Here is a 20,360-nt window from a genome sequence, read left to right on the forward strand (position 1 = left end):
GCGGCTTGACGGTTCCCGCCGCCGTGGTCCACCATTCCACTACTCAGCTAGTGGAATGGATGGTGCGATCGTGTTCGCCTTCCGGATCGACCGGCGGAGCGGTGTCGCCAGCTATCTCCAGATCGTGCAGCAGGTCGAGAGCGCCCTGCGGCTCGGGCTGCTGGAGCCCGGCGACCGGCTCCCCACTGCCCGGGAGGTGGTGGAAGCGACGGCGTTGAACCCCAACACCGTCCTCAAGTCCTACCGCGAACTCGAATCCCGGGGGCTGGTCGAGACCCGGCGCAGGCACGGGACGTTCGTGGTGGGCACGCTCGGCGTGGCCCCGGCGGACTCACCGTGGCACGCCGAACTCGCCGAAGTGGCCGGCCGCGCCCGCGCGGCCGGCCTGGAACGCGACGACCTCGACGCACTCTTCGGGTCCGTGCTCAACGACCTCTACCCCAGAAGGATCACCGATGACGTCCCCCAGCAGCAGCCCCGAGGCGGCGCTCACGGCCCGCGGACTGACCGGGCGGCACCGTCGCCGGGGCCCTGATGTCCTGGCGGACGCGACCTTCCAGCTTCCCGCCGGCGTCATCTGCGCCCTGGTCGGCCCCAACGGCTCGGGCAAGTCGACCCTGCTGGAGCTGGCCGCGGGCGTCCAGCGGCCCTCCGCCGGCACCGTGGAGGTCTTCGGGCAGCCGGCCCGGACCGGCCACCCGCGGGTGGCCTACCTGCCCCAGGACCGCCCGCTGTTCCGCAGGTTCACCGTGGCGGAGACGCTGTGCTTCGCCGCCCGGGCCAACCGGGGTAACTGGGACGCCGGGATGGCGCAGCAGGTGGCCGACATCTCCCGGTTCGACCGCAGGGACCAGGTACGCGACCTCTCTGGCGGCGAACGCACCCGGGTCGCTCTCGCGGTCGCCCTGGGCAAACGCGCCGACCTGCTGCTGCTCGACGAGCCCATGGCCGACCTCGACGTCCTGGCCCGCCAGGAGCTGATGGGGCTGCTCATGGCACACGTCGCCGACACCGGGTGCACCGTGGTGATGTCCTCGCACATCATCGCCGAGCTGGCCGACGCCTGCGACCACCTGCTGGTCCTCCACGAGGGCCGGGTGCGGCTGTGCGGTGAGATCGAGGAGCTGACCGACGCCCACGCGGTGGTCACCCTCCCCGGCGGAACCGGCCAGTTGGCCGGGCACGTCGTGGTTGAGTCCCGTCCGGCCGGTCGCGGCACCACCGCGCTGATCCGGCCCGCCGCCGTGCTGCCCGCAGCCTGGCAGGCGGAGCGGCCCTCCCTGGAGGAGCTGGTCCTCGCCCACCTCGGCACGCCGACCGCCCCCGCGCTCGCCCTTCCCGCAGATCCCCGACACCAGGACACCGCCGCATGAGCACCATCGCCCTCGACACCCCCGAAGCCCGGACCACCGGCGAGCACTGGCCCCTCGCGCGCACCGTCGCGCGGATCTACCGGCGGCCCGCCCTGGTGCTGCTGCTGGCGATCACGGGCATATCCGCCCTGCTGGTCTACCGCTACCACGGCTGGGCCGGTGACGTCGCGCTGCGCGAACGCGTCGGCGCCTACTCCTTCGGCTTCCTCAGGATCAACTCCTTCTCCACGTACGGCGGACGCATCGCCTTCCTGCCGGCCCTGTTCGCCGCCCTCCTCGCCGGCCGGGCGACCGGAGAGGAATGGCAGGCCCGGCTGACGGTACTGACGCTCGGCCAGTCGATCTCCCCGCGACGCTGGTTCGGCGTCCGCTGGTCGATGCTGGCGGCGCTCCTCACCGTCCTGGTGCTGCCCCTGGTGGTGCTGTACCGACTCAATGTCGCCCGCGCCGACCACCTGGGCCTGCTCAGTCCCGGCGACCAGGCCCAGACGATCATCCTCACCGTCGGCCCGGTCACCCTCGCCTACGTGGTCCTGGGCGTCGCCGCCGGCGCGCTGGCCGGAACCGTCCTGCGCAACACCTGGTCCGGCGCCCTCGCCGGGGCCGCACTGACGTGGGTGCTGACGGCTCTGCTGGTGCGCTCCCGGGCGGCACTGCTGCTGGACTTCCCGGCCCTCTCCAAGGTGCACGGCACGGCCCCCGGCGGCTTTCTGGGCATGCAGTTCTACGGACTGCTGCCGTGCGACAGCCTGCTGCAGAACTCGCTCTCACGGGCGGACTACTGGCCCTACCAGTTGGCGCAGTCCGCAGTCACCCTCGCGGTCGCCGCCCTGCTCGCCCTGCTCGCGTTCCGGGTGCTGCGCCGCCACACCGGCAACCTCTGATCCCGGCGATCCCTGTTCGGCCGCCGTCCCTGGTCCGATCCTCATGCGATCAGGTTCCCATGGTCGACAGCCCTGGGAGTGGGAGCGTTCACGGATCGGGTCGGGTGGTGGCCCGGGTCGGGGCGGTACCGGCTGTAGCTGATTTTTTGGCGCTGACCGACGGCCACCGGCGAGGCCTCCGACCGCAGCGGCCCGCGCCGCTGCGGCCGGGCGGGCGCCGGCGGATTTCACAGTCTGGTCCAGACCAGTAACCGCCGGCCCGGCGTGGGAGATTGAGCCGACTCGGACAACTGGGAATCATGGCCGCCATGACGGAGACGGCACCGGCGGAGCGCGGGTCCAGCAGGCGATCGGGCGGGAGGACGGCGGCCGCGGTGCTGCTGGCGGTCGCGCTGGCGCTGGCGGCGGCGGGGTGCTCGTCAGCGCGGCACCCCTCCGGATCGGCGGACTCGGCGGTGTCCCGCGCTGCCGTGCCGTCCCGCGCGGTCGTGCCGGCCGCGGCGCTGCCGGTCTCGCTGGTGCCGCTGCCCTCGCAGCTCGCCGTGACCGGCGGGCCCGGCTATCCGATCACCTCGGCGACGGCGCTGGAGGCCACCGGCGGGGCGGCGGCGGTGCAGGTCGCGGGGCAGTTGGCGACCCTGCTGCGGGGGACGACCGGGCTCGTCCTGCCCGTACGGAACGACGCCACCGCCGCCGACGGGATCGTGCTGCGGCTGGTCCCGGGCGGGCCCGGCGGCGGTTACGGGGCCGAGGGCTACGACCTGGTCTCCGGGCCTGCCGGGGTGACCGTCACGGCCTCGGCCGGCGCCGGGCTCTTCCACGGGGTGCAGACGCTGCGCCAGCTGCTGCCCGCCCGGGGCGACGGGACGGTGCCGGCGGTACGGATCGCCGACCGTCCGCGCTACCCGGTGCGCAGCGCCCAGTTGGACGTGGCCCGGCACTTCTTCCCGGTGCCGGTGGTCGAGAAGTTCGTCGACCTGCTGGCGGAGTACAAGTTCGACTACCTGCACCTGCACCTGACGGACGACCAGGGCTGGCGGATCGCCGTCCCCGGACTGCCCGGACTGACCGGGATCGGGGCGTCCACCGAGGCCGGCGGCGGCCCCGGCGGCCACTACACCGACGCCGACTACCGGGCGATCGTGGCCTACGCGGCGGCCCGCTACATCACCGTCGTCCCCGAGGTGGACCTGCCGGCGCACATCAACGCGGCGCTGACCGCCTATCCCGGGCTGGCCTGCGCCGGGAGGTCGGCGCCGACTCCGTACAGCGGGATCGGCGGCGGATTCGACAACGTCTGCGCGGCGAAGCAGCAGACCTACACCTTCATCGACCGGGTGGTGGGCGCGCTCGCGGCGATGACCCCGGGGCCCTGGATCGGGATCGGCGGGGACGAGGCGACCACGCTCGACGCCGCCGACTACGCCGAGGTCATGACCAGGGCGTCGGCGATCGTCCGCGCCCATGGGAAGCAGCCGCTGGCCTGGGAGGACGCGGCGGCGGCCGGCCCCGGCGGGCCCGCGGTGCTGGCGGTGTGGCACCCGGCCGCCCAGGAGGCGGCACGGCTGCGCGGCCAGGTCGTGGCGGCGGCGCGGCGCGGCGTCCCGCTGGTGATGGAGCCCGCCGACCACGCCTACCTGGACCAGAAGTACAACCCGGCGACCGCGCTCGGCCTCCGGTGGGCCGGCTACGTCGACACCGAGCGCTCCTACGACTGGAATCCGGACACCGGGTTGCCGGGCCTGCCCTCCGGCTCGGTCACCGGGGTCGAGGCGGCCCTGTGGACCGAGACCCTGCCCACCCCGCAGGACCTGTGGACGATGCTGCTGCCCCGGCTCCCGGCGCTGGCGGAGGTCGGCTGGAGCCCGCAGGCGGTGCGGAGTTGGCCGTCCTTCGCCCGGCGGCTGGCGTCCCAGGCGCCGCGCTGGGACGCCCAGGGCTACTCCGGCTGGACCCACGACGCCGGGGTGCCCTGGCCGGCCGGCGCCTGAGGCCGGCCGCCGGGGCGGTCAGCTGCGCCGGAGCGAGCGCAGCGCGCGGTGGACCAGGTCGACCGAGCCCAGCGTGGTGGAGCCGTGGGCGCAGAGCCGGATCTGGTCGGCCCGGACGGTGGCGGTGACGCCGTGCGCCTCCAGCGCCTTGCCCACCAGCGCCGGGTCGGTGGCCGGCATGGCGAAGGCGACGATCCCGGCGCGTTCGGCCTCCGAGGTCGGCGACAGCACCAGGCCGCCGACGCTGCGGACGGTGTCGATCAGCTGGTCGGTGCGGACGGAGATGTGGGCGGCGATCCGGCGGATCCCGGCCCGTTCGACCAGTTCCAGGGCGCGGGCCAGGCCGCCGGCCGCGATCGGGCTGAGGTTGGTGATCGAGAACCGCTGGGCGCCGTCGGCGGCCCGGTGCCCGGCGCCGTCGAAGAGCCCCGCGTCCTCCACCCCGGTCCACCCGGTGAGCACCGGCTCCAGCCGCTCCAGGGCCAGGTCGGAGGCGTAGAGGAAGCCGGTGGACCAGCCCGCGCGGAGCCATTTCTGGCCCCCGGTGACCAGCAGGTCGGCGGCGGTCCAGGGCAGCACCGTCGCGCCCAGGCCCTGGATGGCGTCCACGATCAGCAGCCGGTCCGGGCCGATGACCTGCTTGATGCCGGCCAGGTCGGCGCGGAAGCCGGTGCGGAAGTCCACCGCCGAGAGTGAGACCGCGACGGTGTGCGGGGTGAGCGCCGCGCGGACCAGGTCCGGGGTGATCCGGCCGAGCCGGTCGGGGGAGAGCGGTACCGGCCGCACCCGGTCGAGGGCGGCGGCGCGCTGCCAGGGGTACAGGTTGGCGGGGAACTCGTGCGCGGGGACCAGCACGGTGCCGCGCGGCAGGCCGAGCGCCGCGTGGAAGAGGCCGGTGCTGGCGTTGGGCAGCAGTGCCACCCGGTCCAGGTCGGGGCCCTCGCCGGGCAGTCCCAGCAGCCGCGCCGCCGCCTGACGGGCACGAACTTCCTGTCCCATCAGTTCGTCCACCGTATGGGAGGTGCAGTGGGCCGCCTGGGTGGTCAGGGCCGCCGTGGCCTCGGCGACGTCCGCCGAGGGCGGTCCGAAGCGCCCGAAGTCGAGGTAGCCGTCCGGCTCGATGAAGTGTTCGGCGTAACCGGACAGGCCACCGGGGCCCGGGAGGGGAGACATCGGGGCGGGGACTCCCGTTCTGCGATCTCGAAAGGGTATGACTGGGGACGTGGATACGCTCGAAGACAGTAAAGCCGACGCGCCGGTGGGCGTGCGCTACACCGCGTCGGACGAGGTGAAGCGGCGTGGCGTCCGCCGGATGAAGGCCATCGCCACCGGTTTCCTGGCGGTGGCGACGGTGGTCTACGCCCTGGCGAGCTGGGGCGTGCACGCCCACGTCGGAGCCTGGGCGGGCTATGTCCAGGCGGCGGCCGAGGCCGGGATGGTCGGCGCGCTGGCCGACTGGTTCGCGGTCACCGCGCTGTTCCGGCGTCCGCTGGGGCTGCCGATCCCGCACACCGCGATCATCCCGACCAAGAAGGACGTGTTCGGCCGCAGCCTCGGCCAGTTCGTCGGCGAGAACTTCCTCTCGGTCGAGGTGGTCCGGGGCCGGCTCGAGGCACTCGGGGTGGGGCGGCGGCTGGGGGAGTGGCTGGCCGCACCCGGCAGCGCGGAGAAGGTCACCAGGGAGGCCTCGGCGGCGCTGCGCGGCGCGCTGGCGGTGCTCAGGGACGAGGACGTACAGGCGGTCGTCGGCGAGGCGGTGACCCGGCGGGCGGCGGCGCAGCCGGTGGCCCAGCCGATAGGGGCGATGCTGGCCCGGATCGTCGCCGACGGCGGCCACCGGGGCGTGGTGGACCTGTGCGTGCTCCGGCTGAACAGCTGGATGGTCGAGCACCGGGACGCGGTCGTCCAGACGATCTCCGAGGGCACGCCGGGTTGGACCCCGAAGTTCATCGACCGTCAGGTCGGCGTCCGGGTCTACCGCGAGCTGCTGCGCTTCGCGGAGGAGGTCAGGGACGACCCGCAGCACGCGGCCCGGGGTGCGGTCGACAGCTTCCTGGAGGACTTCGCCAAGGAGCTGCAGACCGATCCGGAGACCATTGCCAAGATCGAGCGGGCCAAGGTGGAGCTGCTCGGCCGCAGCGAGGTGCAGGACCTGATCGCCTCGGCCTGGAGCGCGATCCGGTCGATGGTGCTCCAGGCCGCCGAGGACGAGGACAGCCAGCTGCGGGTGCGGCTGCGGGACGGCATCCGCTCCTTCGGCGCCCGGCTGGCGACGGACGAGCGGCTCCAGGCGAAGCTCGACGGCTGGCTGGAGGACGCCGCCGAGTACCTGGTCGACACCTACCGGTCCGAGATCACCTCGCTGATCTCGGAGACGGTGGCGAGCTGGGACGCGAACGAGGCCTCCCGCAAGATCGAGGCCAATGTCGGCCGCGACCTCCAGTTCATCCGGATCAACGGGACGGTGGTGGGCGCGCTGGCCGGGCTGCTGATCCACACCGTCTCGACGCTGGTCTGAACGACCGCCGTCTGAACGACCGCCGTCGGAACGACCGCGGCGGCAACGGCTGTGAGACGCTGAGGTCTTTGGCCGGACGGGGACGAGAGGGGCAGCGGGATGGCAGCGGCAGTGGCGGGGACGGGTCCGGGGACCGGCCTGGAGGAGTTCGTGGCCGGGCTCCCCAAGGCGGAGCTGCACGTCCACCATGTCGGCTCGGCCTCGCCGGCCGTGGTCGCCGGGCTGGCCGCCCGCTACCAGGGGCTGACCTCGGTCCCGGCCGACCCGGCGGAGCTGGCGGCGTACTTCGAGTTCACCGACTTCGCGCACTTCATCAAGGTCTACCTGTCCGTGGTCGACCTGGTCCGCGACGCGGCCGACGTCCGGGCGCTGACCTACGGCATCGCGGTGGACATGGCCCGGCAGAACATCCGCTACGCCGAGCTCACGGTCACCCCCTACAGCTCGGTCCGGCGCGGGATCCCCGGCGAGGCGTTCATGGAGGCGATCGAGGACGCCCGGAAGGCCGCCGAGGCCGAGCTCGGCGTGGTGCTGCGCTGGTGCTTCGACATTCCCGGCGAGGCCGGCCTGGAGTCCGCCGAGATCACCGAGCGGCTGGCACTGGACCTGCGGCCGGAGGGACTGGTCAGCTTCGGCCTGGGCGGCCCCGAGGTGGGCGTCCCGCGTCGGCAGTTCCAGCCCTACTTCGACCGGGCCCGCGCCGCCGGGCTGCACAGCGTCCCGCACGCGGGTGAGGCGACCGGCCCGGAGACGGTCTGGGACGCGCTGCGCTTCCTCGGCGCGGAGCGGATCGGCCACGGCACCACCTCGGTCCAGGACCCCCGGCTGGTCGACCACCTGGGCGAGCACCTGATCCCGCTGGAGGTCTGCCCGACCTCCAACATCGCGACCCGGGTGGTCGAGCGGATCGAGGACCACCCGCTGCGGCGGATGGTCGACGCCGGGCTGTTCGTCACCATCAACAGCGACGACCCGCCGATGTTCGGCACCGACCTGAACCACGAGTACACGGTCGCGGCCGAACTGCTGGGCCTGGACGAGGCGGGGATCGCCGAGCTCGCCCGGCAGGGTGTGCGCGCATCCTTCCTGGACCAGGGCGGCCAGGCCCGGATCATCGCCGAGATCGACGCCCATCTCGCCGGTTGGCAGCGCCCGGCCTGACCCGGGATTCCTCCGCCCCGCGGGGAGCCGAGTGCTCCCCGCGGGGTTTCCGTGCGTCCGGGCGTCGGCTAACTTGTATGAACAAGTTCCTGAATCTGTTCATGTCTGATTCATCGAACAGCGGCCGGTATGTCATTCGGAGGCTTCATGGTCGATTCCGTGAGAGTCATCGTCGTAGGAGCAGGCGCGCTCGGGACCATGCATGCATGGCATCTGGTCGAGCGCGGACATGAGGTAGTCCATCTGGAGCGCGAGGCACAGGCGCGGGGCGCGTCTGTGCGCAACTTCGGCCTGGTGTGGGTCGGCGGCCGGTCCAACGGGGCCGAGCTGGAGACCGCGCTGAGAGCCCGTCGGCTGTGGGAGGAGATCGCCGAGCAGGTGCCCGGCGTCGGCTTCCGCGCCAGCGGTTCGCTCACGGTGCTGCGCACCGAGGCCGAGCACGCGGTCGCCGCCGAGGTCGTCGCCCGGCCGGACGCCGCGGTGCGCGGCTGGGAACTACTGGACGAGGAGGCCGTGCGCAAGGCCAACCCGGCGCTGCGCGGCGAGCAGTTGGGCGCGCTGTGGAGCCCGCTCGACGCCCAGGTCGAGCCGCGGGTGACCCAGCGGGCGCTGCAGGCGCACCTGGCCGCCTCCGGCCGCTACACCTTCCTCGGCGGGCGCGAGGTCCGCGAGGTGCTGGACGCCGGCGGGCAGCGCGCGGTGCGGGACGACCGGGGCGAGGTCCACGGCGGCGACGCGGTGGTGCTGTGCACCGGCGCCTGGCTCGGCGGCCTGGTCCGCGAGCTGGCACCGGAACTGCCGGTGCGTCGGGTCCGGCTGCAGATGATGCAGACCGAGCCGCTCGGCGAGCAGCTGACCACCTCGGTCGCCGACGGCGACAGCTTCCGCTACTACCCGGCCTACGCCGGTCCGGCGCTGGAGGCGCTCAACGCCGGCCAGCCGCAGCACCCGACCGCCGCCGGCCACCGGATGCAGCTGCTGATGGTGCAGCGCGCCGACGGCTCGCTGACCATCGGCGACACCCACGAGTACGACCAGCCCTTCGGCTTCGACGTGGTCGAGGACCCGTACGCCTACCTGACCGGTGTCGCGGAGGGCCTCCTCGGCCGTCCGCTGCCGGCGGTCCGCCGCCGTTGGGCCGGGGTGTACGCGCAGTGCCTGGACACCACCGAGGTGGTGCACCGCGAGCAGGTGCGCGAGGGCGTGTGGCTGGTGACCGGCCCCGGCGGCCGGGGGATGACCTGTTCGCCCGCGATCGGCGAGGCGACCGTTGCGGAGATGGGACTCTGATGACTGATCCGACGAACGGCAGCACGCCGGCCCCGCTGCGCACCCGGCTGGTGGTGCTGGACATGGCCGGCACCACCGTCGCCGACGACGGCCTGGTGGAGCAGGCCTTCGACGCCGCCGCGTCCGCGCTGGGCGTGGTCCGGGGCACCGAGCAGCACGAGCGGATGGTGCAGTACGTCCGCGACACCATGGGCGAGAGCAAGATCAGCGTCTTCCGTGAGCTGTTCGGCGAGGAGGACGCCGCCCAGCGCGCCAACGTCGCCTTCGAGGCCGCCTACCACGACCTGGTCGACCAGGGTCACTGCGCGGCGCTGCCCGGCGCCGAGGACACCATTCGCGAGCTGCGGAAGTCCGGCCTGACGGTGGTGCTGACCACCGGCTTCTCCGGTCCGACCCAGCAGCGGATCCTGGACGCGCTGGGCTGGCAGGGCCTGGCCGACCTGGTGCTCTGCCCGGCCGACGCGGGCGGCCGCGGCCGTCCGTACCCGGACCTGGCGCTGGCCGCGCTGCTGCGCACCCGCGCGGCGGACGACGTCCGCGAGCTGGCCGTGGTCGGCGACACCGCGTACGACATGCGCTGCGGCGCGAGCGCCGGGGCGGGCGTGGTCGCGGGCGTGCTCACCGGCGCGCACGACGCCGAGCGGCTGCGCGGCGGCGGGGCCACCCACGTCCTGGGCTCGGTGGCGGAGCTCCCGGCGCTGCTGAACGGCTGACGCGAAACGGAAGGCCCCTCCCGCTCGCGGGAGGGGCCTTCGGCGTCGGCTCAGATCAGGTCGACCAGGTCGGCGATCGAGTCCGCCACATTGGTCGGCCGGTAGGGGAAGCGCTCGACGTCGGCGGCCTGGGTCAGACCGGTGAGGACGAGGAAGGTCGTCATGCCGGCCTCCATGCCCGAGACGATGTCGGTGTCCATCCGGTCGCCGATCATGGCGCTGGTCTCGGAGTGGGCGCCGATGGCGTTGAGTCCGGCGCGCATCATCAGCGGGTTGGGCTTTCCGACGAAGTAGGGCTCCACACCGGTGGCCTTGGTGATGAGCGCCGCGACCGCCCCGGTGGCCGGCAGTGCGCCCTCGGCGGAGGGTCCGGTCTCGTCCGGGTTGGTGGCGATGAAGCGGGCCCCGGCGTTGATCAGCCGGACGGCCTTGGTCATGGCCTCGAAGGAGTAGGTCCGGGTCTCCCCGAGGATGACGAAGTCGGGGTCGGTGTCGGTGAGGATGTAGCCGACGTCGTGCAGGGCCGTGGTCAGGCCCGCCTCGCCGATGACATAGGCGGTGCCGCCGGGCCGCTGGTCGTCGAGGAACTTGGCGGTGGCCAGCGCGGAGGTCCAGATGTGCTCGACCGGGACGTCGAGTCCCATCCTGGCCAGCCGGGCGTGGAGGTCGCGCTGGGTGTACATCGAATTGTTGGTGAGCACCAGGAAGGGCTTCCCGGAGTCACGGAGTCGCTTCAGGAAGGCGTCGGCCCCGGGGATCGGCACGCCCTCGTGGATGAGGACTCCGTCCATGTCGGTGAGCCAGGACTCGATCGCCTTGCGCTCTGCCACGTTGGTGTCTCCTAGGTCTTGCGATGGTTCTGAACGATTTCCCTGCATCGCTCCGGACCGGACACCGGCGGCCGGCCGGGCACCACTGTCTGCCCCAGCACCGTCAGCCTAGTCGTCCGTGGCCACAAGCAGCAGTGTGCTGCTCCGGGCGCGGCGCCGCCCCGCCCCTCTGTTCGAGGGCGGGGCCGTTCGCATGAGCGGTTCACCCGGTTGGCCACGGCGGATTGCCGACTGGCGGATGTCGCGCCATCAAAAAGTGGCATCTCGTCATATTTTGGGCTGGTAAGGGTGAATGGCCGAGACCCACCTCGGCGGCCCCGGACCGAGAGGAGCCCTGCGTGTTCGGCAGGACTGACGGGCAGTTGTTTCCACCGATGGTTCCTCCGGAGCCGGGCCCCGGCGGCCCGGCCGCCGACCGCGTCGCCGACCGCGCTGTCGCCGGCCGCCGCGTCGCCGACCGCGCTGTCCGGCGCGGGACCGCCGTCCGGCTGGTCTGCGCCACGGCGGCCCTCTCCGCGCTGGCCCTCGGCTGCGGCGGCCAGGCCGCGGCGGCGGTCCCCGGCGCCGCGCTCTCCTCGGCGCGGGCCCCGCTCGCGGACGTCCGCCCGCAGACCGACGGCCCGCCGGACGTTCCGCCGCCGGTCGCACGGCACCGCCGGCACCTCCCGCGCCCCGCGGTCCGGCCGCAGACGGTCCCGCCGCAGGCCGCCCGCCAGCAGGCAGTCCGTCAGCAGGCCGTCCAGCAGCAGGCGGAGACCACCACCCTGGTCACCGCCGGTGTCAGCAACGGCCCGGAGCAGCCGACCGCCGTCCCCGTGGTCGACGTCATCACCGCCGCCCCCGGCGTCACCCACCCCGGCGGCAGCGTCGACCTGCGGACCTTCGCCGACTGCGTGACCGGCAGCATCGTCACCTCGCCCGCCTTCGGCAAGGGCGCGGTGCTCGGCCCGGCGGCGGACGGCGGACTGTTCGCCCAGGCCACCGTCGCCCAGGGGACGGCGCCCGGCACGTACACCCTCACCGAGAGCTGCCGGGGGCGGACCGTCGCCAGCGGCAGCCTCACCGTGGTCCGGCGCGGACCGCTGGCCGCCGGCGGCGGTTGGGGGGCGACCCGCGACGTCGTCGCCGACCTGGGCGGGGTCCGGACGCTGGTGCCGGCCCGCTCCGCGGCGGCCGAGTACGCCTCGCTGGCGCTCACCGGCGCGGCGGCCCTCGCCGGACTCGTCCTCACGGTCCGCCGGCGGCGTCCGGCGCGTCGTGGCTGAGCAGGCCGGGCAGGCGCTGCGCGGGCTGCTCCACCGGCTGCCCCGGCAGCTGCGCCGACGGCTCCGCGCCCGACTGCGCGGTCCGCTGCGGGGCCGGCTGCGCGGTCGGCCGCGCGGGCGGGCCCGGCCGCGCTCGCTGCGGCGGACCCTGGGGACCGCCTCCGGCACGCTGTCCGCGCTGCTGTGCGCGGTGGCCCTCGGCGGCGCGGCCCTGGGGGTGGCGCCCGCCCAGCGCCCCGGGGTGCAGTTCGGCGTCCTGGCCGGGACCAGCCTCGGCAGCGGCTCCGGCAGCGCCCCAGGGGCCCGGTCGGCGGCCGACGGCGCCCCGGTCTCCTCGGACTCGCTCGGCCGGGGCGCGGACCCGGCCGTCCCGGCGACCCGGGCGCCGCTGCCGCGCTCCACGCCGCTGCAGCTGATGATCCCGTCGATCGGCCTGTCCGCGCCGCTGCTCGGCCTCGGCACCGACAGCCGGGGCAACCCCGAGGTGCCGCCGTTCTCGCAGCCGAGGACGGCCGGCTGGATCCGCGACTCGGTCACCCCCGGCGAGGCCGGCACCGCCCTCCTGGTCGGGCACGTGGACACCCGCACCGGGCCCGCGGTGCTGTGGAACCTCTCGGCGGTGAAGCCCGGGGCGCTGGTCGAGGTCGCCCGGCTGGACGGCTCGACCGCCCGGTTCACGGTGGACCGGCTGCGGACCTATCCCAAGGACGGCTTCCCCGACGCCCTGGTCTACGGCGCCTCGGCCGACGCCCAGCTGCGGATCATCACCTGCGGCGGCGGCTACGACCGGGCGCGGCAGGAGTACAGCGGCAATGTGGTGCTGTTCGCGCATCTCACCGGCGCGGGTTGAGTGCGTCTGCGCGGGAGAGCTGCGTACCATGTACGCAGCTCTCCCGCGGGGAGCGCGGGAAGCGTACTGGGCAGCAGCGCGGTGGGCGCGGGCCGAGCAAAGGGGCAGTGGTGGCGGCAGAGCAGTCCACGGGGCGGTCGTCGACACGGCTCCCGGTGTGGGCCAGGCCCCGGGTGGCCGGGCGGGGGCCGCAGCCCTCGCTCAGCGTCGGCGCGATCGTCGCGGCGGCCGTCGTCGTCGCCGACGCGGAGGGCGTGGAGGCGGTCTCCATGCGCCGGGTGGCCGGGGAGCTGGGCGTCGGCACCATGTCGCTCTACCGCTACGTCGAGACCAAGGACGACCTGCTCGACCTGATGACCGACGAGGTCTACGGCGAGGAGTCGCCGCTGCCCGAGGACGCCGGGGACACCGTCGGCCGGGGCGGCTGGCGGGCGGAGCTGTTCGGCTTCGCGGTCCGGTACCGGGCGCTGATGCTCCGCCACCCCTGGGTGCTGTCGGTGGGCGTGAGCCGGCCGCCGCTCGGTCCGCAGGTGCTGCGCCGCACCGAGCGGATGCTCGGCATCATGGGCGGCCTGGGCCTCCCCGTCCAGGCGGTCTCGGAGCTGACCGGGACGGTCGTGGCCTATGTCCGCGGCGTGGTGCTGGTCGAGATCGGCGAGGCGGAGCTGGTCCGCCGCACCGGGCAGACCGAGGACGACTACCGGGGCCTGGTCGGCCCCTACTTCGAGCAGGTGCTGGCCTCCGGCGAGTTCCCGCTGCTGGCCCGCTTCGTGGTGGAGGCCGACGAGCACCCCGACCCGGACCGGGTGTTCCGCGACGGGCTCGAACGGGTGCTGGACGGCGTCGCGGCGGGGGTGGCCCGGGAGCTCCGGCGCGACTGAGGGCGGAGACCGGGAGCGGGGAGCGGGGCGGCGGACTGTCGGTGGCACCGGATACCGTGCTGTGCAGTTCGGTCCGGTCCCTGCTGGAGGTCGCTCGCATGTCTACCACCCCCTCTTCGCTCGACGAGTTCGTCCTGCCCGAGTCCTGGCGCGAGGTGCTCGCGGGGGAGACGGCCAAGCCGTACTTCGCGGAGCTGGCCGGGTTCGTCGCCGCCGAGCGTGCCGAGGGTCAGGTCTTCCCGCCGAGCGGCGAGGTCTTCTCCGCCCTCAGCTCCACCCCCTACGGCCAGGTCAAGGTGCTGCTGCTGGGCCAGGACCCGTACCACGGCGAGGGCCAGGCCCACGGGATGTGCTTCTCGGTGAAGCGCGGCGTGAAGGTCCCGCCCTCGCTCCGGAACATCTACAAGGAGCTCGGCACCGACGTCGGCGTCACCGCGCCCGACCACGGCAACCTCCAGGCCTGGGCCGACCAGGGCGTGCTGCTGCTCAACGCGGTGCTGACGGTCCGGGCGCACGAGGCCAACTCCCACAAGGACAAGGGCTGGGAGACCTTCACCGACGCGGTGATCCGGGCGGTCGGCGAGCAGCCCGACCCGGTGGTGTTCGTGCTGTGGGGCGCCTACGCCAAGAAGAAGCTGCGGCTGATCGACACCTCGCGGCACATCGTGGTCCAGGGCGGGCACCCCTCGCCGCTCTCGGTCAAGCACTTCATCGGCACCCGCCCGTTCTCGCAGATCGACAAGGCCCTCGCCGACCTCGGCCGCACCCCGATCGACTGGAGCCTCCCGGAGTAGCCGCCCCGCCGGGCGGCCCGCCGGGGCGCCCGGCCTCAGCCGGCGAGCGTGGCGCCTTCCAGGTCGGAGCCGGCGTCCGGGCCGGTGACGGCCTCCAGGGCCGGTGCGCCGGCCGGGGACGGGACCGAGGCGGTCACCACCACGCTCGCCCCGTGCTCCAGCGAGGCGACCACCACGCCGTTCGGGCCCGAGGCCTCGGTGGCCTCCGCCACCGCCGCCGCCTCCCGGGCCAGCTGCGCCTCACGGGTGGCCCGGCGCTGCCGCTGCACCATCCGCGCGATCACCACGCTGACGACCGTGGCCGCCAGGCAGGACACCCCGAAGCTCAGCAGCCCGGTCTTGAAGGTGTGGGCGTTCAGGTAGCCGAGGCCGACGATGTAGGTCGCCCACACCGTCGAGGACACCGCCGACCAGCGCAGGTAGTGGCGCGGCGGCCGGGTGCTGGTGCCCACCGTCAGGTCCAGCAGCGAACGGCCGCCGGAGACGAAGCGGAACAGCAGTATCGTCCGCACCCGCTTGCTCTCCAGCGCCTCCAGCACATGCGCTGCGGCGGTGGCCGCGGTGGGGCTCCTGCGGAGTCGGCGCTGGGCCCAGCCGGCCGCGCGCCGGGAGACCTTGAGCAGCGCCACGTCCGCGCTGAAGGAGGCCAGGGCCACGCACAGGCCGAGGATCAGCGGCGAGGTGTGGGTGCCCATGGTGGCGGCGATCACAGCCGTGCCGTCCGGGATCAGCGGCATGAAGGCGTCCCCGAACACGGAGAGGACGGCGACTATGGAGAGCCATGAGGAGCCGAACAGGGACGCAGCCGCGCTCATGGGGCTCCTTGCATGGTGTTGTCTCAACAGGTCAGGGTGTTCGTCGAGAAACAACGTGAACCCGAGCCATGGTCACACCCGCGCCCACTCTACCGGCAGTGGGGGCGGGGGGTTCTTACCGTGGCCATGAGCGGTGGCGCGGCAATCGTGCGACGGTCGAGCGGGCGGTCGGCGGAAGCGCCGGAACCGTTCGTTCCGTTGCTTTCTGTGACGTACTGTTCGCATTCCGTATGCCGAGGGGACGGGGGAATGCCCTAAGGAGTTTCTAGCGTCCTTCATGTGACTGCGACGACTGCACCTACGGCATCGACCCCACCGCAGCTTCCTCCACCCGGGCCGGCGCGGCGCCGGCGGCGTGCCCGGGCCACGCCGGTGCTGCGGCTCCGGATCCAGGCCGCCGCCGCGCTGGTCCTGGTGGCCGCGCTGCTGGTGGGCGCGCTCACCGCGTTCTCCCTCGCCCGCTCGGACCTGGACCGGCTGGCCTCGGTCTCCGAGCCCCGCGCCGTCGCCGCCGCCGACCTCTCCCAGGCGCTGGCGGACCAGGACGCCCAGCACGCCGACACCCTGGTCGTCGGTTACGCCTCGACGCCGCCGGCTCCGGGGCAGCAGCCGACGCTGGTGGCCGACGGCGTGCTCGCGGAGCTGACGGCCCAGGCCGACCGGCGCCGGATCAGCGCCGACCTCGCGGTCCTGGCCGCCTCCTACCCGGCCGGTTCGGCCGGCGACCGGACCGTGCAGGGGCTGCTGAACAGCCTCTCGCTCTACGACACCCTGAGCGGCACCTCGGAGTTCTCGGCCACCAGCCAGCAGGACCCGGTCGTCGGCCGCCCGCCGGAACTCGCGCTGGACTACTACGACCTGGCCGAGGGGCAGCTCCAGCAGACCACCCTGCCGCAGGCGGCGCAGCTGCTCGCGCAGGCGCAGCAGCAGGTCGCCGCCGACGGCGGCACCGCCCGGCGGGACGACCGGCTGGGGGCGCTGCTGCTGGGTCTGCTCGGGCTGGCGACGCTGGCCCTGCTGCTCCGCTGGCAGCGGGACCTGGCCCGACGGCACCGCCGGGTGCTCAACCCGGCCCTGCTGCTGGCGACCGCCTGCGTGCTGGCGGTGCTGCTGTCCGCCACGACGTCGCTGCTGGGCGCGGCCGACCAGGTCGCCACGGCGGTGGACCGGGGGTACGCGCCCTACACGGTCGCCGCCCTGGGCCAGGTCGAGGCGGCGAACGCGGAGGCCTCGGAGAGCCGCTGGCTGGTGGACGACGCCTACCGGGTGCCGCTGCAGCAGACCTACACCGGGCTGATGGACGACCTGGAGCGGCAGCTGGCGGGCCAGACCGGCGACCCGGCGGTGGCGCGGACCAGGACGGCCTATCTGGCGGCCGACGCCCGGCTGCGCCAGTACGCCGACGCCGGGCAGCTGGACCAGGCGTCCGTGCAGCTCACCGGGGTGACCCGGGGTGAGGTCGCGTTCGCCTCCTACGACTTCAGCACCCAGCTCGGCCGGCTGGCGCAGCAGGGGCTGCAGGTGGTGGACGTCCATCTGGCAGCCGCGGGCGGGGATCTCTCCGGCTGGGTGGTGCTGCCCTCGGCGCTGCTGGGGGCGGCACTGGTGCTGGTGCTGGTGGGGGTGAGGCCGCGACTGGCGGAGTTCGCCTGAGGCCGGGGCCGGACGGACCGCCCGCCGCTGCGGGGGGGGTTGCCCCCTCCGCCCTTATGCGTATAGCTTACGCAGTAGTGCGTAAGGCATACGCAGAAGCTTGCCGCGCGTCGGCAGACGAAGGGGGCACCGCCATGGACCAGGTCACCACCGGCAACCGCGCCGGACGGAGGGAGTGGCTCGGGCTCGCCGTGCTCGCCCTGCCGCTGCTGCTCGTCTCGATGGATGTGTCGGTGCTCTACTTCGCCGTCCCCTTCATCGGCCGGGCGCTCCACCCCAGCAGCACCCAGCAGCTGTGGATCCTCGACATGTACGGCTTCGTCCTGGCCGGACTGCTGATCACCATGGGGGCGCTCGGCGACCGGATCGGCCGCCGCCGGCTGCTGCTCATCGGCGCGGTCGCCTTCGGCGGGGCCTCGGTGCTCGCCGCCTACGCCACCGGCGCGGCGATGCTGATCGGCGCCCGCGCCCTGCTCGGACTGGGCGGGGCGACCCTGATGCCGAGCACCCTCGGCCTGCTCCGCGCCATGTTCCGGGACGACCGGCAGCGGGCCAGGGTGCTCACCGCCTGGACCGGCGCGATGACGGCCGGCATCGGCCTCGGACCGGTCGTCAGCGGCATCCTGCTGGAGCACTTCTGGTGGGGCTCGATCTTCCTGGTCAACCTTCCGGCGATGGCGCTGCTGCTGGTGCTCGGCCCGGTGCTGCTGCCCGAGTCGCGCACCCCGGCCGAGCGGCGCACCCACGGCTTCGACCTGCTCGGCTCGCTGCTCTCGCTCGGGGCCGTGCTGCCGGTGGTCTACGGCGTCAAGGAACTCGCCGGCAACGGCTTCGAGCCGCTGCCCGCCGTCGGCATTGTGCTGGGCCTGGCCGTCGGCGCGGTCTTCGTCCGCCGTCAGCTCGTCCACCCGGGCGCGCTGCTGGACATGTCGCTCTTCCGCCGCCGCGCCTTCAGTGCGCCGCTGATGGTCAACCTGCTGGCGATGGTGGCCATGGTCGGCATCTCGGTGTTCACCACCCAGTACCTGGAGTCCGTGCTCGGGCTGAGCCCGCTGGCCGGCGCGCTCTGGAGCCTGGCGCCGACCGTCGTCGTCGGCGGCTGCGCGCCGCTGGCGGCCGTGCTGGCCGCGCGGTTCCACGCCGCCTCGGTGATCGCCCTCGGCTTCCTGGTCGCCGCCGCCGGCTTCGCCGCGATGACCCTGGCCCAGGTGCACTCCGGGGTCTGGGTGATCCTGATCGGCGCCGGCCTGGAGGCCGGTGGGCTGGTGATGGTGATGTCGCTGATCACCGGCATGGTGCTGGGTGCGGCCCCGGAGGAGCGGGCCGGATCGGCGGCGGCCGTGCTGGAGTCGGCCACCGAGTTCGGCGGCGCGCTCGGCATGGCCCTCCTCGGCGCCCTCGGCACCGCGGTCTACCGGAGCGGGGTGCTCGGGGCGCTGCCGGCCGGACTGGCCCCGGCCGCCCGCACGGCGGCGGAGCAGACCATGGGCGGCGCCCAGGCGGTGGCCGCCGCCCTGCCGGGAGGGGTCGGGGACGAGGTGCTGGCCGCCGCCCGGCAGGCGTTCGTCCAGGGGCTGCACGCGGCGGCGATCGGCGGCGCGGTGCTGATGGTGGCCGCGGCGGCGCTGGCCGTGCTGCTGCTGCGCCGGGGCGCCGCGCCGACCCGCCTGTCCGTCCCGGCCGCCGCGCCGCGGGCCCCGGAGAGCGCTCACCGGGCGACGGTCGGCGGCTGATCCGGGCGGGGCGGACAACGCCCGGACCGCAGAAGGAACTTCGGACCGCCCGGGCACCCGCCCGGGCGGTCCGAGCACGTTCGCGGGACGTCATCGAATGTTCGCTCCGTAGTCACGGTGCAGCTGTCTGTGCGCGTTTCACTCTCAGGCGACAGGGTCGGGCCGTGACGCGCCGCCGAGGCCCGACCGCACCGCCGCAGGAACGCCCCGGCACCAACCTCCGTCCGTGCAGCACTCCCCTCCACGCAAGGGATGACCCCCCGCCATGGCCCGCATGCGCAGAAGCACCGCCCTGCTCGCCGCCGCGGTCGCACTCGCTGCCGTGGCCGGCTGTTCCACGTCGGCCGACCAGGCGAGCAGTGAGGCGCAGGCGCAGGCGGCGGCGGAGGCGGCCAGCGCCAACGGCAGCGTCAAGGCCACCATCAGCTTCATGGAGGACATGGCCGCTGGCGCCGGGAAGAGCACCCTCGCCAGGCTGACGGTCGAGTTCGAGCAGCAGAACCCCGGCATCACCGTCGACCTGGTGGAGGAGCCGGACGCGGCCTCCCTCCTCGCCAAGGAGACCGCCGCCGTCCGGGCCGGTCACGCTCCCACCCTGGGGCAGGTCACCGAGGGCTCGGCGGCCGGCTTCGCCGACCGGCAGCAGATCCTGCCGGTCAGTCAGTACGCGGACAGTGACCTCCCGTTGGGGCTCTCCAGCTTCTACATCGGAGTGCAGCAGGACCTGCGGCTGGCCGACGGGCAGCTCTGGATGTGGCCGCTGGGCGAGAGCGTCCAGCTGCTCTACTACAACCAGGCCCTGCTGTCGGCCAAGGGGCTGAACCCGCCGGTCTCCTGGGCCGAGTTCGCCGCCGAGGCCAAGACCCTGTCCGGCGGCGGCACCACCGCTATCAGCGTCGACCCGGGCAGCAGCGCCTCGCCGCAGGGGGGACAGGTCCTGTTCGCGCTGCTCGCCGCGGCCTTCGGCAAGCCCGACTTCGCGGCCAACGGCAGTCCGCAGCTGAACAGCCCGGCCGCGGTCGAGGCGCTGACCTACCTGTCCGACCTGAAGCGGGACGGCACGCTCGCGGTCGGTTCCGACGATCCGGGCGAGCGGGCGCTCGGGTCCCGGAAGGGCGTGTTCGATCTGGGCCCGGCCACCGGGTACGCGGGCGAGGCGCGGGCGGCGGGCGGGGCCGCCGCCCTGGGCACGGAGCTGCTGCCGACCGGTCCGGACAACGAGCCGGGCAATGTCGTCTCCGGCACCAATCTGGCGATGTTCGCCGGGTCCTCCGCCGTGCAGCAGGCGGCCGGCTGGAAGTACATGCAGTTCCTCGCCTCCACCCCGGTCCAGGCGGAGTGGTCCGAGGCCACCGGCTTCCTCCCGGCGTCGCCCGGAGCGCTGCTGCAGATGGGCGGCTACACGGCGAAGAACCCCTGGCTGACCACCGCCGTCGCCGCCCTCCAGTACGCCTCGGCGGCGCCCGCCTTCCCCTGGGTGGCGAAGGCACAGGGGGCGGAGGCCGTCGCCGTCGCGGCCGTGCTGGAGCAGGGCGCGGACCCGACCGTCGCGCTGGACGCCGCCCAGGCCGCCGCCCTGGCCGACCAGCAGGCCGGGCAGTGACCCGCC

General features: G+C 74.0%; 18 protein-coding genes. 15 read left to right on the forward strand and 3 right to left on the reverse strand.

Translation table 11 applies throughout. The features are described from left to right. Positions 1 to 55 precede the first annotated feature (55 nt). The 4 genes from BS75_RS25785 to BS75_RS25800 all read left to right on the forward strand — a co-directional run bounded on the left by BS75_RS25785 (position 56) and on the right by BS75_RS25800 (position 4,248). The gene (locus BS75_RS25785; RefSeq protein WP_042440009.1) at positions 56 to 535 is read left to right on the forward strand and encodes a GntR family transcriptional regulator; all 480 of its coding nucleotides are present in this window, start codon (positions 56 to 58) and stop codon (positions 533 to 535) included. Continuing rightward, positions 456 to 1,373 carry an ABC transporter ATP-binding protein gene (locus BS75_RS25790; protein WP_034089949.1) on the forward strand — a complete coding sequence of 306 codons (918 nt, stop codon included), beginning with the start codon at positions 456 to 458 and terminating at the stop codon, positions 1,371 to 1,373. The genes BS75_RS25785 and BS75_RS25790 overlap by 80 nt, the downstream gene beginning before the upstream one ends. Next, positions 1,370 to 2,257, forward strand: coding sequence for a hypothetical protein (locus BS75_RS25795; RefSeq protein WP_034089950.1), 888 nt, complete (start codon positions 1,370 to 1,372; stop codon positions 2,255 to 2,257). Before BS75_RS25790 ends, BS75_RS25795 begins: the two co-directional genes overlap by 4 nt. Before the next feature lie 308 nt (positions 2,258 to 2,565). Further along, complete coding sequence (locus BS75_RS25800; protein ID WP_152646181.1) at positions 2,566 to 4,248, forward strand: beta-N-acetylhexosaminidase; 1,683 nt, start codon at positions 2,566 to 2,568, stop codon at positions 4,246 to 4,248. Between the two features lie 18 nt (positions 4,249 to 4,266). On the opposite strand, the gene BS75_RS25805 is transcribed toward BS75_RS25800, so the two are convergent. Further along, positions 4,267 to 5,421 (reverse strand): aminotransferase class V-fold PLP-dependent enzyme, encoded by a 1,155-nt coding sequence (locus tag BS75_RS25805; protein ID WP_042440008.1) that lies wholly within the window; start codon positions 5,419 to 5,421, stop codon positions 4,267 to 4,269. 37 nt (positions 5,422 to 5,458) lie between these two features. Here BS75_RS25805 and BS75_RS25810 point away from each other — a divergent pair, with 37 nt between their 5' ends. The 4 genes from BS75_RS25810 to BS75_RS25825 all read left to right on the forward strand — a co-directional run bounded on the left by BS75_RS25810 (position 5,459) and on the right by BS75_RS25825 (position 9,930). Beyond that, the gene (locus BS75_RS25810) at positions 5,459 to 6,766 is read left to right on the forward strand and encodes a DUF445 domain-containing protein (protein WP_042440006.1); all 1,308 of its coding nucleotides are present in this window, start codon (positions 5,459 to 5,461) and stop codon (positions 6,764 to 6,766) included. Between the two features lie 99 nt (positions 6,767 to 6,865). After that, the gene (locus BS75_RS25815; RefSeq protein ID WP_034089952.1) at positions 6,866 to 7,927 is read left to right on the forward strand and encodes an adenosine deaminase; all 1,062 of its coding nucleotides are present in this window, start codon (positions 6,866 to 6,868) and stop codon (positions 7,925 to 7,927) included. Between the two features lie 159 nt (positions 7,928 to 8,086). Then, positions 8,087 to 9,217 carry a TIGR03364 family FAD-dependent oxidoreductase gene (locus BS75_RS25820; protein WP_408022554.1) on the forward strand — a complete coding sequence of 377 codons (1,131 nt, stop codon included), beginning with the start codon at positions 8,087 to 8,089 and terminating at the stop codon, positions 9,215 to 9,217. Beyond that, positions 9,217 to 9,930: a phosphonatase-like hydrolase gene (locus BS75_RS25825; protein ID WP_034089954.1), complete on the forward strand. Its 714-nt coding sequence runs from the start codon at positions 9,217 to 9,219 to the stop codon at positions 9,928 to 9,930. The genes BS75_RS25820 and BS75_RS25825 overlap by 1 nt, the downstream gene beginning before the upstream one ends. A 50-nt stretch (positions 9,931 to 9,980) precedes the next feature. Here the strand turns inward: BS75_RS25825 and BS75_RS25830 are convergent, their stop codons facing one another. Further along, positions 9,981 to 10,760 carry an HAD-IIA family hydrolase gene (locus tag BS75_RS25830; RefSeq protein WP_034089955.1) on the reverse strand — a complete coding sequence of 260 codons (780 nt, stop codon included), beginning with the start codon at positions 10,758 to 10,760 and terminating at the stop codon, positions 9,981 to 9,983. 338 nt (positions 10,761 to 11,098) lie between these two features. Between BS75_RS25830 and BS75_RS44780 the strand changes: the two genes are divergently transcribed. From BS75_RS44780 to ung, 4 genes are all read left to right on the forward strand, one after another. Then, positions 11,099 to 12,025: a hypothetical protein gene (locus BS75_RS44780; RefSeq protein ID WP_152646180.1), complete on the forward strand. Its 927-nt coding sequence runs from the start codon at positions 11,099 to 11,101 to the stop codon at positions 12,023 to 12,025. After that, positions 12,018 to 12,875, forward strand: a complete 858-nt coding sequence (locus BS75_RS25840) for a class F sortase (RefSeq protein ID WP_052069697.1) — start codon at positions 12,018 to 12,020, stop codon at positions 12,873 to 12,875. The genes BS75_RS44780 and BS75_RS25840 overlap by 8 nt, the downstream gene beginning before the upstream one ends. 110 nt (positions 12,876 to 12,985) lie before the next feature. Then, positions 12,986 to 13,756 carry a TetR/AcrR family transcriptional regulator gene (locus BS75_RS48520; protein WP_160312303.1) on the forward strand — a complete coding sequence of 257 codons (771 nt, stop codon included), beginning with the start codon at positions 12,986 to 12,988 and terminating at the stop codon, positions 13,754 to 13,756. A 98-nt stretch (positions 13,757 to 13,854) separates the two neighbouring features. Beyond that, entirely contained in the window at positions 13,855 to 14,550 is a 696-nt protein-coding gene (gene ung / locus BS75_RS25850; RefSeq protein ID WP_034089957.1) for a uracil-DNA glycosylase, read from the forward strand. A 35-nt stretch (positions 14,551 to 14,585) separates the two neighbouring features. On the opposite strand, the gene BS75_RS25855 is transcribed toward ung, so the two are convergent. Then, complete coding sequence (locus tag BS75_RS25855; protein ID WP_034089958.1) at positions 14,586 to 15,365, reverse strand: DedA family protein; 780 nt, start codon at positions 15,363 to 15,365, stop codon at positions 14,586 to 14,588. 279 nt (positions 15,366 to 15,644) lie between these two features. On the opposite strand from BS75_RS25855, the gene BS75_RS25860 reads away from it, so the two are divergent. From BS75_RS25860 to BS75_RS25870, 3 genes are all read left to right on the forward strand, one after another. After that, a complete protein-coding gene (locus tag BS75_RS25860) occupies positions 15,645 to 17,018 on the forward strand; it encodes a hypothetical protein (RefSeq protein ID WP_156164290.1) in 1,374 nt (457 codons plus the stop codon). Positions 17,019 to 17,152: 134 nt separating this feature from the next. After that, on the forward strand, positions 17,153 to 18,751 hold the full coding sequence (locus BS75_RS25865) for an MFS transporter (RefSeq protein WP_034089960.1): 1,599 nt from the start codon (positions 17,153 to 17,155) through the stop codon (positions 18,749 to 18,751). A gap of 274 nt (positions 18,752 to 19,025) precedes the next feature. After that, on the forward strand, positions 19,026 to 20,354 hold the full coding sequence (locus BS75_RS25870; RefSeq protein ID WP_160312302.1) for an extracellular solute-binding protein: 1,329 nt from the start codon (positions 19,026 to 19,028) through the stop codon (positions 20,352 to 20,354). Positions 20,355 to 20,360: the final 6 nt, after the last annotated feature.

This window comes from Streptacidiphilus albus JL83, from assembly GCF_000744705.1.
Taxonomy (GTDB): Bacteria; Actinomycetota; Actinomycetes; order Streptomycetales; family Streptomycetaceae; genus Streptacidiphilus; species Streptacidiphilus albus.

Bases quoted from the DNA above. Each gene is read 5' to 3' on its own strand.
- BS75_RS25870 (WP_160312302.1), top strand. From the start codon at position 19,026: ATGCGCAGAAGCACCGCCCTGCTCGCCGCCGCGGTCGCACTCGCTGCC.
- BS75_RS25815 (WP_034089952.1), top strand. From the start codon at position 6,866: ATGGCAGCGGCAGTGGCGGGGACGGGTCCGGGGACCGGCCTGGAGGAG.
- BS75_RS25790 (WP_034089949.1), top strand. From the start codon at position 456: ATGACGTCCCCCAGCAGCAGCCCCGAGGCGGCGCTCACGGCCCGCGGA.
- ung (WP_034089957.1), top strand. From the start codon at position 13,855: ATGTCTACCACCCCCTCTTCGCTCGACGAGTTCGTCCTGCCCGAGTCC.
- BS75_RS25825 (WP_034089954.1), top strand. From the start codon at position 9,217: ATGACTGATCCGACGAACGGCAGCACGCCGGCCCCGCTGCGCACCCGG.
- BS75_RS25810 (WP_042440006.1), top strand. From the start codon at position 5,459: ATGACTGGGGACGTGGATACGCTCGAAGACAGTAAAGCCGACGCGCCG.
- BS75_RS25800 (WP_152646181.1), top strand. From the start codon at position 2,566: ATGACGGAGACGGCACCGGCGGAGCGCGGGTCCAGCAGGCGATCGGGC.
- BS75_RS25865 (WP_034089960.1), top strand. From the start codon at position 17,153: ATGGACCAGGTCACCACCGGCAACCGCGCCGGACGGAGGGAGTGGCTC.
- BS75_RS25795 (WP_034089950.1), top strand. From the start codon at position 1,370: ATGAGCACCATCGCCCTCGACACCCCCGAAGCCCGGACCACCGGCGAG.
- BS75_RS25855 (WP_034089958.1), bottom strand. From the start codon at position 15,365: ATGAGCGCGGCTGCGTCCCTGTTCGGCTCCTCATGGCTCTCCATAGTC.
- BS75_RS25785 (WP_042440009.1), top strand. From the start codon at position 56: ATGGATGGTGCGATCGTGTTCGCCTTCCGGATCGACCGGCGGAGCGGT.
- BS75_RS25805 (WP_042440008.1), bottom strand. From the start codon at position 5,421: ATGTCTCCCCTCCCGGGCCCCGGTGGCCTGTCCGGTTACGCCGAACAC.